The organism is Providencia vermicola, assembly GCF_010748935.1.
Lineage (GTDB): Bacteria > Pseudomonadota > Gammaproteobacteria > Enterobacterales > Enterobacteriaceae > Providencia > Providencia zhejiangensis.
On the sequence record NZ_CP048796.1, the window covers coordinates 2,472,367 to 2,485,357 of the forward strand.

Annotated in this window: 13 protein-coding genes; 4 read left to right on the forward strand and 9 right to left on the reverse strand. The window is 41.8% G+C overall.

Going from position 1 to position 12,991, the window contains the following annotated elements; translation table 11 throughout:
• Positions 1-713 precede the first annotated feature (713 nt).
• From lpxM to znuA, 3 genes are all read right to left on the reverse strand, one after another.
• Complete coding sequence (lpxM, locus tag G3341_RS11035) at positions 714-1,688, reverse strand: lauroyl-Kdo(2)-lipid IV(A) myristoyltransferase (RefSeq protein ID WP_154622894.1); 975 nt, start codon at positions 1,686-1,688, stop codon at positions 714-716.
• A gap of 109 nt (positions 1,689-1,797) precedes the next feature.
• On the reverse strand, positions 1,798-3,135 hold the full coding sequence (mepM, locus tag G3341_RS11040) for a murein DD-endopeptidase MepM (RefSeq protein WP_163861866.1): 1,338 nt from the start codon (positions 3,133-3,135) through the stop codon (positions 1,798-1,800).
• Between the two features lie 18 nt (positions 3,136-3,153).
• A complete protein-coding gene (gene znuA, locus G3341_RS11045) occupies positions 3,154-4,113 on the reverse strand; it encodes a zinc ABC transporter substrate-binding protein ZnuA (RefSeq protein WP_163861869.1) in 960 nt (319 codons plus the stop codon).
• A gap of 76 nt (positions 4,114-4,189) precedes the next feature.
• Here znuA and znuC point away from each other — a divergent pair, with 76 nt between their 5' ends.
• Both znuC and znuB read left to right on the forward strand, forming a co-directional pair.
• The gene (gene znuC / locus G3341_RS11050) at positions 4,190-4,957 is read left to right on the forward strand and encodes a zinc ABC transporter ATP-binding protein ZnuC (RefSeq protein ID WP_154622892.1); all 768 of its coding nucleotides are present in this window, start codon (positions 4,190-4,192) and stop codon (positions 4,955-4,957) included.
• The gene (gene znuB, locus G3341_RS11055) at positions 4,950-5,735 is read left to right on the forward strand and encodes a zinc ABC transporter permease subunit ZnuB (RefSeq protein ID WP_154622891.1); all 786 of its coding nucleotides are present in this window, start codon (positions 4,950-4,952) and stop codon (positions 5,733-5,735) included. The genes znuC and znuB overlap by 8 nt, the downstream gene beginning before the upstream one ends.
• A 110-nt stretch (positions 5,736-5,845) precedes the next feature.
• Here the strand turns inward: znuB and ruvB are convergent, their stop codons facing one another.
• The 6 genes from ruvB to aspS all read right to left on the reverse strand — a co-directional run bounded on the left by ruvB (position 5,846) and on the right by aspS (position 11,395).
• Positions 5,846-6,856 (reverse strand): Holliday junction branch migration DNA helicase RuvB, encoded by a 1,011-nt coding sequence (gene ruvB / locus G3341_RS11060; RefSeq protein ID WP_154622890.1) that lies wholly within the window; start codon positions 6,854-6,856, stop codon positions 5,846-5,848.
• A gap of 16 nt (positions 6,857-6,872) precedes the next feature.
• Complete coding sequence (ruvA, locus tag G3341_RS11065) at positions 6,873-7,490, reverse strand: Holliday junction branch migration protein RuvA (protein WP_163861871.1); 618 nt, start codon at positions 7,488-7,490, stop codon at positions 6,873-6,875.
• Between the two features lie 72 nt (positions 7,491-7,562).
• Positions 7,563-8,084, reverse strand: a complete 522-nt coding sequence (gene ruvC, locus G3341_RS11070) for a crossover junction endodeoxyribonuclease RuvC (RefSeq protein ID WP_154622889.1) — start codon at positions 8,082-8,084, stop codon at positions 7,563-7,565.
• A gap of 322 nt (positions 8,085-8,406) precedes the next feature.
• A complete protein-coding gene (locus tag G3341_RS11075; protein WP_154622888.1) occupies positions 8,407-9,150 on the reverse strand; it encodes a YebC/PmpR family DNA-binding transcriptional regulator in 744 nt (247 codons plus the stop codon).
• Positions 9,151-9,180: 30 nt separating this feature from the next.
• The gene (nudB, locus tag G3341_RS11080) at positions 9,181-9,612 is read right to left on the reverse strand and encodes a dihydroneopterin triphosphate diphosphatase (RefSeq protein ID WP_208852749.1); all 432 of its coding nucleotides are present in this window, start codon (positions 9,610-9,612) and stop codon (positions 9,181-9,183) included.
• A 10-nt stretch (positions 9,613-9,622) separates the two neighbouring features.
• The gene (aspS, locus tag G3341_RS11085; RefSeq protein WP_154622886.1) at positions 9,623-11,395 is read right to left on the reverse strand and encodes an aspartate--tRNA ligase; all 1,773 of its coding nucleotides are present in this window, start codon (positions 11,393-11,395) and stop codon (positions 9,623-9,625) included.
• A 582-nt stretch (positions 11,396-11,977) separates the two neighbouring features.
• On the opposite strand from aspS, the gene G3341_RS11090 reads away from it, so the two are divergent.
• Complete coding sequence (locus G3341_RS11090) at positions 11,978-12,301, forward strand: DUF4377 domain-containing protein (protein ID WP_154622885.1); 324 nt, start codon at positions 11,978-11,980, stop codon at positions 12,299-12,301.
• A gap of 185 nt (positions 12,302-12,486) precedes the next feature.
• Positions 12,487-12,891: an NUDIX hydrolase gene (locus G3341_RS11095; RefSeq protein WP_163861877.1), complete on the forward strand. Its 405-nt coding sequence runs from the start codon at positions 12,487-12,489 to the stop codon at positions 12,889-12,891.
• Positions 12,892-12,991: the final 100 nt, after the last annotated feature.

Sequence of the window (12,991 nt, forward strand, 5' to 3'; positions counted from 1 at the left end):
ATTATGTCCTCGACAGCCCACTCGCCCGATGTGAGATGAAATAGAAATAATATAAAGACTTTTATTCATTACTAAATGAGACATTCTCTATCATTCGCTTTACCGGATTCTGATATAAAAACTTCAGGTTATTTCGATGTCTTGTTTCTTATCTTTCCGTATTTCCCTAAAACTTATACCAATATTAACTTCAGTTAAAGATTATCATATTTAAACAACCCATTTACTGATATTTATAATAATCCCTCCTTTCCTTTTCAAGAGATTAATTTCTTAAATATCCCCTCACACGTGTAATTTATTCATCATATGGCTTACATTGGTCATTGATAAGGATTTTTGACCTTTTCGCTTGATAATTTACTTAACATTGTACTATTCACAGTGTATACCCACATAAAAAACAAGGCATTTCATGTTGACGGCATAATAATAATTTCATTTATTATCAATAACATCTAAATATATTTGACATAAATAAATCATATTAAAAGTTAAGAAAAAAACCATAATAGTAAAAAATAAATATTTTTTATTTTTTTATTACTCACAATACCTACGGTATTAATCGTAATTCGATTACTAAAAAAGGATAAGAAAAGTCTATACAATAAAATATATCGGCTAAAAAAGAAAAACACTTCAACCTTAATAACATGTTGAAGTGTTTTTTTCGTTAAGTACGTCAGAAATAAGCGAGTATTGAGCCGCGACTATCGATATAAATCATCACGCTGATAAGGTTCTATTTCATCACCTTTTCTGGTTTTTAATAACTTAAGTATCCACGTATATTGTTCAGGATTTGGACCAACAAGGAACTCCAGTTCTTCATTCATTCTTCTGGCAATGTATTGATCATCTTGTCCATCAATATCATCCATCGGCTGTCGAATATAAATATGCAGTTGATGTGTACGATGGTCATAGACTGGAAATAAAGGAACTATCTTGGCTTTGCAAACTTTCATTAAGCGCCCCACCGCTGGCAATGTCGCCTTATAGGTCGCAAAAAAATCCACGAATTCACTGTGCTCTTCACCATGATCCTGATCGGGTAGATAAAACCCCCAATAACCTTGGCGTACAGAGGCGATAAACGGCTTAATCCCCGCTTCCCGAGAATGTAAACGACCACCAAAATGATAGCGTGCTTTATTCCATAAATAATCTGCTACTGGATTTTTTTGATGGTGAAACATGGCTGCCATTTTATGGCCTTTTGCAGCGAGTAACATTGCGGGTGCATCTACAGCCCATCCATGAGGCACCATGAAAATAACATGACTTCCTTGCTGTTTTAAATTATCGATAATCTCTTGATTGTGCCAATGTGTTCTCGCTAGTGTTTTATTCGCACCACGAAGGCAAAGCTCTGCAAGCATCACAAATGATTGGGGGGCAGTTTCAAACATCTTATCAACTAGCTGCTCTCTTTCCTGCTCTGTCAAATCAGGAAAACAATATAATAAATTTATCTTTGCACGACGACGTGCACTTTTCGCCAATTTGCCTACCCATTTCCCCACTTTAGCCAACATGGGATCCCGAATTTTAACAGGTATATAGGCTAAAGCAGCAAACACGCCGGCACCTAGCCAAACACCCCAATATTTAGGCTGTAAATAGGATTTATGAAAGGTAGGCACATAGCCTAATTTACTATCGGTATCTTTATCTATATTCATGATGTACCTAAAAGAACTATTTGCGCTCTTTTATAGCTTAAAACGATAACAAGTGGAAGCTTTACAAAAAAAACTGGCAGATATCAATTATCTGCCAGTAGTGAGATGCTTAATTAAGCTTTAACTGTGGTTTCGTTTCTTTCACCATAGCTAAGTATTCTTTACGCTCTTTCCCTGTTAAACCACCTGAGCTAGGCAATTTCGCTGTCAGAGGGTTGACAGCTTGCTGGTTAACCCACATTTCGAAATGCAGATGTGGACCCGTTGAACGCCCTGTATTCCCTGATAACGCAATACGGTCACCACGTTTAACTTTTTGCCCTGGTTTCACAAGTAGCTGACGCAAATGCATATAACGCGTGGTATATTGGCGGCCATGACGAATAGCAACGAAGTTCCCCGCAGCACCGCTGTACTTAGCCACAATAACTTCACCATCACCAACAGCCAGAACGGGTGTTCCTACTGGCATGGCAAAATCGACCCCTTTATGGGGAGCCACACGGCCTGTTACAGGGTTAACACGACGAGGATTAAATTGTGATGATACACGGAATTGTTTGGCGGTAGGGAAACGCAGGAAGCCACGCTCTAAACCATTCCCCTCACTGTCGTAATATTTACCGTCTTCAGCACGGAATGCATAATAATCTTTCCCACCACTACGCAAACGCACACCAACGAGCTGGCTCTGTTCGTTACGGCCATTCAGCATTTCACGGCTCATTAAAACGGTAAACTTATCGCCTTTTTTCAGTTTACGAAAATCAATTTGCCACTGGAGAGCCTTGATCACTTCACGGCCTTCACTACGTGTCAAACCCGCTTGGCTTGCACTTTGGGCAAAACTACCATTAACGACACCCGGTAAAACACTGTTTTGCCATTCGCCAGTACGGATCTCTTTCTTTTCTTCAAATTTATTGGTACTGCCAACACGGCTATAAACACGTGTTTCACGGCGAGAGACTTCCCATGTGAGTGTGGCAAGTTCGCCTTGTTCTGTTAAGTCCCAATTTAACGTTTGACCAATTTTTAAGTTGCGTAACGCCTTATGCTGGTTTGCTAACGTCGCAACATCGCCTGATTCTATACCGAATTGGGTTAAAATACTTGAAAGGTTGTCACCACTGGCAACGACATATTCATGAGGGATTGGTGCGCCATCGGTTTCCCCTTCGCTACCATCACCATCCGCGACACCTTCATCAGGTAGTTGATCACTACTATCTTGAATAATGTCATCGGTTGCATCCGTTAAAGGTGCAAATGTAAGAGGAATAACGGTATCTACAGAATTTTCGGTATCAGAGTTAGTTGTTGGTAAATGCGCTGGCCGCCAAATCGCGACGGCCAATGTTGCTATTGTTAATGTCCCTAACATGATTTTGTGAGACTTGGACAGGCTACCGTAAACCTGTGCAAGTCCTTTAGCCATTTGCTGCACTAAACAATTCCTTCTTGTTTAATTCAGGCAGCTCGCGTATTGCTTCGACAGTTGCATTAAAAACTGCATATAGCTATCTGGGCCTATTTCCAGCCCGCTACCTAGCGGGTCGAGAGTTCCCATTTTGACTCCCGTATTCTTAGCAACACTCTCTATGACGGCTGGCCTGAATTGAGGTTCAGCAAAAACACATTGTGCTTTATGCTCAACCAATTGAGTTCGTATTTTATGTAATTTCTGTGCACCAGGCTGAATTTCCGGGTTTATCGTAAAATGCCCCAGTGGAGCTAACCGATAGTGTTTTTCAAAGTAGCCATAAGCATCGTGAAAAACAAAATAGCCCTTGTTTTTGGCTGGCTCTAAAATATTAACAATATTCTTATCATTTTGCGTCATTTTTTCATTGAATTTACGAAGGTTTACGTCCAGCTTCTCTTTTTGGTCAGGATAAAGCACTACCAAACGATCGTGAATATCTAATGCAGCCTGTTTTGCAATCTCTGGTGACAGCCAAATATGCATATTATACTCACCATGATGATGATGTTCGTGATCCTCATCATGATTAGCTTCATCGCCATGGTCATGCCCCTGTTCGTCTTCTTCATTATCCTTCATTAACAATGGGATGATATTTTCCTGTTCAGCCAGCGCTAGACGTTTATTCTGCGGTAATGTCTTGAGTGGCTTATCTAAAAACATTTCCATATCGGGACCTATCCAAACGAATAAGTCTGCCTGTTTAATTTTTTTTAAATCAGACGGTTTAAGTGCATAATCATGCGGTGAAGCACCATCGGGGAGTAATACTTGCGTCTCTGTCACGCCATCAGCGATGCCTGCTGCGATAAAAGCAAGTGGTCGGATGGAGGTCACAACATCCGCTTTTGCGACCGTTGCCATCGTTGTCGTCAGTAGTGAAGCCGTCGCCATTCCTATAATAAATTGTCGGGCATTGAATTGAGATTTATGTATCATAGACGTCTTTTTCCGTGATTTTAATTTTGAAATGTTATAATATAACACAACATGAATTCTGCAAGATGTTTTTCATATGCAACCATTACTGAATTTAAATAAAATTTCTGTTTCCTTTGGCGAAAAGCAAGTGCTGAAAGAGGTGAGTTTCTCACTTAATAAAGGCGATATTATTACCTTATTAGGCCCTAATGGTGCCGGTAAATCGACGATTGTTAGGGTTGTGCTCGGCCTTCTCGCACCAACCTCAGGAACCATTGAACGAGCAAAAGCACTGTCTATTGGTTATGTGCCACAAAAACTACATTTAGATGCCACATTACCATTAACGGTTAAACGCTTTTTGATGTTAAAGCCGAAAGTGCGTACAGAACAATTACTACCCGCTCTCGAACGCGTCAAAGCAACGCACTTACTGAGTCAACCTATGCAAAAGTTGTCAGGTGGTGAAACACAACGTGTATTACTTGCCCGCGCGTTACTCAATGAACCCGACCTTCTGGTACTCGATGAACCCGCTCAAGGCGTTGATGTGAATGGCCAGGTCGCTCTTTATGATTTAATCAATCAGTTGCGTACTGAGCTGGGTTGTGCGGTATTAATGGTGTCACATGACCTTCATTTGGTGATGGCAAAAACAGATAAAGTGTTATGCATCAATGGTCATATTTGCTGCTCAGGCACCCCTGACGTTGTGTCAAATCACCCGGAATTTGTCGCTATGTTTGGTTATCGTGGCGCTTCGCAACTCGGCGTTTACCGCCATCATCACAATCACCAACATGATTTAGAAGGTAATGTCGTAACAACGCATACCCACAACAAGGAATGTCAACATGATTGAGTTGCTTCTACCCGGCTGGATTGCTGGCATGCTACTCGCCATTGCCGCGGGCCCACTCGGATCATTTGTCGTATGGCGTCGTATGTCCTATTTTGGTGATACACTTGCCCATGCGTCTCTATTAGGTGTTGCGTTCGGTTTATTATTTAATATCAATCCATTCTATGCCGTCATTGCTGTCACCTTACTGTTATCGTTGATCTTGGTCTGGCTGGAGCGCCGACCTCAGCTCGCTGTTGATACTTTATTAGGTATCATGGCCCATAGCGCTCTGTCACTGGGATTGGTCGTGGTCAGTCTAATGGCTAATGTCCGTGTTGATTTAATGGCCTATTTGTTTGGCGACTTACTCTCGGTAACTTACGATGATATTATCACTATCTTGATTGGCGTGATTGTCGTGTGTGGATTACTATTTTGGCGATGGCGTTCGTTGTTATCTATGACGGTCAATCAAGAGCTTGCTTTTGTTGATGGAGTCGATATTCAACGTCTTCGTCTGTTATTGATGTTAGTCACCGCATTAACTATTGGTATTGCGATGAAGTTTGTTGGGGCATTAATCATTACATCTTTATTAATTATCCCAGCAGCAACGGCTCGACGTTTTGCTCGCACACCTGAACAAATGGCCGTTGTGGCAATTTTGATTGGAATGTTATCTGTAACAGGGGGCTTAGCTTTCTCTGCCTTTTACGATACCCCTGCGGGCCCTTCCGTGGTACTAACGGCTGCGATACTATTTGCTGTTAGTTTATTAGCAAAAGTCAAAAACTGATCTTTTCGCGCGTATGTTGAGGCGTGTTATTCTCTAACGTATTGCGTCATTTTCATCAAAAATCCCTTGTTTTTAACAAGGGATTTTTTTAGCCGATAATGTCGTACAACTTACACGTCTTTCGGTGTTAAACCAAAGTGTAAGTATGCATGGGCCGTTGCCATGCGACCCCTTGGCGTTCGTTGGATAAAACCTTGTTGGATCAGAAATGGTTCTAGAACATCTTCGATTGTTTCACGCTCTTCACCTATCGCCGCTGCAAGGTTATCAACACCGACTGGCCCTCCCATAAACTTATCAATAATCGCGACAAGCAGTTTTCTATCCAAGTAGTCAAAGCCTGCTGCATCCACATTCAGCATATCGAGCGCTTGACTCGCAATGAGCTCATTGATTGAGCCATCACCTTTTACTTGTGCAAAGTCACGCACACGACGCAATAAACGATTAGTTATCCGCGGAGTACCACGTGAACGCATCGCAACTTGACGCGCTCCCTCTTCACTGATTTCTAACCCCATAAATTGAGCGCTACGCTTCACGATATGCTGTAGATCATCAACGTTATAGAATTCAAGACGTTGTACAATACCAAAGCGATCACGCAATGGTGATGTTAATGACCCAGCCCGTGTCGTTGCGCCAATTAAGGTAAAAGGAGGTAGGTCAATTTTAATTGAGCGTGCCGCTGGCCCTTCGCCAATCATAATGTCGAGTTGGTAATCTTCCATGGCGGGATAAAGAATTTCTTCAACGACTGGCGACAAACGATGGATTTCATCAATAAAGAGTACATCATGAGGCTCTAAATTGGTCAGCATTGCGGCTAGGTCACCCGCTTTTTCGAGCACGGGTCCTGACGTGGTACGTAAATTTACGCCCATCTCATTTGCCACAATACCGGCAAGTGTCGTTTTCCCCAAACCCGGCGGACCAAAAATTAATAGATGATCAAGCGCATCACCTCGTAACTTAGCCGCTTGAATAAAGATCTCCATTTGTTCTTTGACTTGCGGCTGACCGATATACTCATTGAGTAATTTTGGTCGAATAGCGCGGTCAATCGCTTCTTCTTCATCATGGATCACTTCAGCAGAAATTAGGCGGTCAGCTTCAATCATCGTTATATTCTCTCAATCAGAGTGCTGCACGTAATGCATCACGGATCAATGTCTCACAATCACTGTCTGGTTTGGCGACTTTACTGACCATACGGCTAGCTTCTTGCGGCTTATAACCTAATGCCACCAGCGCGGTTGTCGCTTCTGCTTCAATATCGGCACGATTAGGTAGATGACTGTTGACATCTGGTAGCTTAATATCCGTATGCTGGTTAAATAAATCACCATTAAGGCCTTTAAAACGGTCTTTCATTTCAACAACTAAGCGTTCCGCTGTTTTCTTACCAATGCCCGGTAGCTTAACCAACGATGAAATAGCTTCTTTCTCTATAGCAGAAACAAATTGCTGTGCTGACATACCCGATAAGATTGCTAAAGCAAGTTTTGGCCCTACGCCATTCACTTTAATCAATTCTTTAAAGAGTGCCCTTTCTTGCTTATCATTAAAACCGTACAGCAATTGAGCATCTTCACGCACAACAAAATGAGTAAAAACAATGGCTTCTTGGCCTATTTCAGGTAGTTCATAAAAACAAGTCATTGGCATATGAACTTCATAACCAACACCTTGCAACTCTAACAGAACAATGGGAGGTTGTTTTTCTAATACGATGCCACGTAAACGACCAATCACAATGAAGCCCTCAGGTTATTTTATTAATAGCGCTGTTTATACCACAAAAAAGGCTGGATGCATATCCAGTCACTATCTTAATCGACCGCGCGTTAATATTAGGCGGGGATCTCCTACTCGAAGTAGGTTCTGGTTAAAGTGGCAATGGGTGATAGCAATGGCTAATGCATCGGCCGCATCCGCTTGTGGGTTTGCAGACAGTTTAAGTATCGATTTAACCATATGCTGTACTTGGCTTTTTTCAGCAGCTCCTGTCCCCACAACCGTTTGCTTTACCTGCCGTGCTGCATATTCAAATACAGGAATGTTTTGATTAACACTCGCGACAATCGCAACCCCTCGCGCTTGACCGAGTTTTAATGCCGAGTCTGCATTTTTGGCCATGAAAACTTGTTCGATCGCTAATACATCAGGTTGATATTGTGTGATAATTTCCGAGACTCCCGCATAAATTCGCTGCAAGCGACTGGGTAAGTCATCAACTTGAGTGCGGATGCAACCACTCCCCAAATACAGAAGTTGTCGGCCTTGTTGGCGGATAACACCGTAGCCCGTGACTCGAGAGCCGGGATCTATACCTAAAATAATCGCCATATCAAAGCCTATTAATATTCATTATTACTTTTAACATCATCTTATCGATATATTTTAGACGCTACAATAGCGACTTCCCAACCATAAGTTGAGTCGATTATTATACATAAATAAGCAAAGTAATTGATAAGAAATGGAAATTGAAAAGAGGCGCGAGAGAAAGTAGGAATATACTCTCAATAAATCTTGGTGCAGCTCAGCAACCAAAGCCTGTTGCTAGGAGCTTATATCACTCTGTGACTACCTAAAATGTCTGTAGCCAACAAGCGTGCACTTCAAGTGTGACGAGTATAGCCTCTTTCTCTACGCGAGTAACATCTGATTACAACTGAGCGGCGACTTCGTCTGAGATGTCACCATTGTGATAAACTTCTTGTACGTCGTCAGAATCTTCCAGCATATCAATCAGACGCAGTAATTTAGGTGCCGTTTCGACATCTAATTCTGCTTTTGTTGATGGGATCATGGAAACTTCTGCACCTTCACTTGTGAAACCAGCGGCATCAAGCGCATCCTTCACTTCACCAAAGGTCTCTGGTGTTGTGTAAACATCGATCGCTCCGTCATCGTAGGTTTCAACATCTTCCGCGCCAGCTTCCAATGCCGCTTCCATCAGTGCATCTTCATCCACACCAGGCGCGTAAGTAATCACACCACGTTTAGTAAATAAGTAAGAAACTGAACCATCAGTGCCTAAGTTACCGCCAGTTTTAGTGAAAGCATGACGAACTTCGGAAACGGTACGATTACGATTATCGCTCAAGCATTCAACCATCACGGCTGTACCACCTGGGCCATAACCTTCATAAATGATAGTTTCCATATTATCATTTTCATCATTCCCTACACCACGCGCAATCGCACGGTTCAGGGTATCACGTGTCATGTTATTGGATAATGCTTTATCCACAGCGGCACGTAAACGTGGGTTAGTCGCAGGGTCACCACCCCCTAAACGTGCTGCTGTCACCAGCTCACGGATAATTTTAGTGAAAATTTTACCGCGCTTAGCATCTTGTGCCGCTTTACGGTGCTTGGTGTTGGCCCATTTACTATGACCTGCCATGAAATCTCTCCAAAAACGTCAATAAAATAATTAAACAGCAAATTCTAAAATAGCTTGACGGTTACTCCATGATTTCGTTAATTCCGCCGCTTTTTCTGGCGGCAGCCAACAAAATTCAGTATGTTCCGTCAAAATTGGTACGCGTTCTTCACTGAGTACCATTTTAAACCAATGCTCTTTACAGTGAGTAACATTAGGAGCATAACGATGCCTGAAATGCGCAAAGATTTCAAAAGTGACTTCGCGCGCTAAATCGAAAAACTGCCCTTCCTGAGGAAGAAACCCAGTTTCTTCGACAACTTCTCGCATTGCCGTTTCAAGGCGATCTTCGTTATTTTCCAAACTGCCGGTCACTGACTGCCAGAAATCGGGATCATCCTGACGTCTTAGCATCAGAACATTACCGCTGTTTTCAGCGGTAATGATCACCAATACCGATTCTGGGCGTTTAAAACCCTTCATAACGAATGAATTAGTCTTCCGCGTCTTTTGCAACGACTGAAATCGCCAATTCTGTCAATGCGTCAGGGTTGGCGTGACTTGGTGCATTCGTCATTAAACATGCCGCTGCCGTTGTTTTAGGGAAAGCGATAACATCGCGAATATTATCGGTACCGGTTAACAACATGACGAGACGGTCAAGACCAAATGCTAAACCTGCATGTGGTGGTGTACCATATTTTAATGCATCTAGCAGGAAGCCAAATTTTTCTGCTTGCTCTTCTTCATTAATACCCAGAATATTAAACACGGTTTGTTGCATTTCACTGCGATGGATACGTACTGAACCGCCACCGACTTCGTAGCCATTGATGACCATATCATACGCATTAGCAACCGCATCTTCTGGTTTCTTAGCCAGATCTTCTGGTGAATAATCACGTGGAGAAGTGAATGGATGGTGCATTGCCGTTAAACCACCTTCCCCATCATCTTCAAACATTGGGAAATCAATAACCCATAGCGGCTTCCAGCTATTTAAATCTGTAATGGCAAAATCGCGTCCAACCTTCAGACGTAAAGCGCCCATTGAATCCGTCACGATATTTTTCGCGCCAGCACCGAATAAGAGGATATCACCGTCCGCCGCATCCGTAATATCAAGCAATTGATTAATGATTTCTTCATTTAAGAATTTAGCGACTGGGCTTTGAATTCCTTCTGCCCCTTTAGCGCGCTCATTAACCTTCATCCAGGCAAGCCCTTTAGCACCATAGATACCGACAAATTGACCATACTCGTCAATTTGTTTACGTGTCATGGCTGCTCCGCCTGGTACTTTTAATGCGACCACGCGGCCTTTCGGATCATTCGCGGGCTGTGCAAAAACAGCGAATTCAACATTTTTAACGATATCGGCAACATCAACCAATTCCATTGGGTTACGCAGGTCTGGCTTGTCTGAACCATAACGACGCATTGCTTCTGCAAAAGTCATTATAGGGAAATCACCTAAATCAACATTCTTCACGTCTTGCCATAATTGGCGGATCATGCGTTCCATGATTTCACGCACTTGTTCCGCCGTCATAAATGACGTTTCAACATCGATCTGAGTAAATTCAGGCTGACGATCTGCGCGCAAGTCTTCGTCACGGAAGCACTTCACGATCTGGTAATAACGGTCAAAACCCGACATCATCAGCAATTGTTTAAACAATTGTGGTGACTGCGGTAATGCATAAAACTTGCCTTTATGAACACGGCTTGGTACCAAGTAGTCACGAGCCCCTTCTGGGGTTGCTTTTGTGAGCATTGGTGTTTCAACATCAACAAACCCTTCTTCATCCATAAAACGGCGGACAAAACTGGTGATTTTAGCTCGGGTGCGTAGACGCTCTGACATCTCAGGGCGACGAAGATCAAGGTAACGATACTTTAAGCGACGCTCTTCTGTATTCGTTTGATTACTATCCAGAGGTAATGGCTCTGATTTATTAAAGACATTAAGCTCTTCAGCAAAGATTTCAATTTCCCCTGTCGCCATATCTTTATTTTTTTGGTTATCTGGGCGAGCACGGACAGTCCCTGTAATCTGTATACAGAATTCATTACGCAATTCCGAAGCTTTTTCAAAGAGGTCTTTGCGCTCTGGATCGAAAAAGACTTGAACGACCCCTTCACGGTCACGCATATCGATAAAAATCAAACCACCTAAATCACGACGGCGGTTTACCCATCCACAAAGAGTGACTTTTTGGCCTTCATGGGCAATATTTAACTGCCCACAATAGTTAGTACGCATACAATATCCTTTTTACTCAGCTTGTTGTGCATTTGCTTGCTGCGGAAATTTGGCATTTTGCTGAACATTCAGAATGTCAAAAAAGGCAGACATTATACAGGAAATTCTGTTGCACAAACAGTTACGTATTAGGAGGCAATACCTAATATTTTTGTTTTTAATCATATTTGCATCGATTAAAAGGTCGCCAACATAACGTAACGAGTACTGTACATTGATAGAGACAGAATTTATGACTGAGGGTAATTTTAAGTGACTCTGTCGGTGATGTACATATTCCAACTCGGGTTTATTTTCTCTTGATTGCTTAATAGACAGGCCATGCCCCCGCCAATATCTATCATTGACTAGCCAATAAAGGACAAAACCATCAATATTCGCAATCTAGGCCACTTAATAACCAAACGACGCATTGACTTGATGATGGCATATTGCATCAGTCATAAAGAAAATGTGATAAATAAAAAGATTCCACGCACCAATAAACTACCTGTTTCATTTCACATTCATCGATTTCAGAATCATTACCGCTGTTATTTGTTATAATTACACTAATTTCAACTGTATGTATAAGGTTATTCGATGAAAAAATGTGTATTCGTTTCTTCACTCCTTTTTGTTCTTGTAGGCTGCCAAACAGTGAAAACTACTGATAACACTAAAACTTTTTATATCGATTCAACTCTCGCGGATTGTGTCGGCGTTGCTCCGATGAAATGTATGAAAATCAAACAGAACCAACAGGCTGATTGGGAACTGTTCTATGGCACTATCCAAGGATTTGACTACCAACCGGGTTATCAATATACCTTAAAAGTCAACCAATTTGATGTCGCCAACCCGCCAGCAGACGCGCCAAGCCTGCGTTATGAGTTGGTTGAAATCATCAACAAAACCAAAAAATAAGTTTATTGTATTTTAAATCCGACCATGAGGACTTTATCACTCAACCACCCCATGGTCATTCAAACACATTCCCCATTGTTTTCATTATATTTGGGTAATATTATTGGTTACCTTAAATGGCGTAAAACAACTGGCGCCTATACACAGCATAGTAAAAAACATTCAACAGAAGGTAATGGCTCATCGTGAACCATAAAATTATCGATAAATTAGGTTTAATTACACTTTCTAACCGAAAAGTTGCCATGGTTCGTTCCCATAATAAAGAATTGTTTTACATTCCAGGTGGAAAACGTGAGCCAGATGAAAGTGATGAGCAGGCCTTGTGCCGTGAAATTAACGAAGAGTTAACCTTAACGTTAGAGAAAGACTCAATACGTTTTTATGGGGAGTTTATTGGCCCTGCTGATGGTAAACAAGAAGGTACGCAAGTGCGTATTCGTTGTTATTTTGCCAATTATGATGGGGTCGCTCAGCCTGCCGCGGAAATTGCAGAACTTGCTTGGTTTAATAGCTCAAATTTAGGCCATTGTTCCGCCACAGCCGCAAGGGTTGTTTCGCAACTACAACAAGACAACCTAATTGATTAAATAACAACCAGAACGTGTTTGGGTTTTATGTAAACTTTGTTTGAATATTAATGATTAATAGTTTTACTATTAGTAAATTTTACTAGTTTCTATTAATATA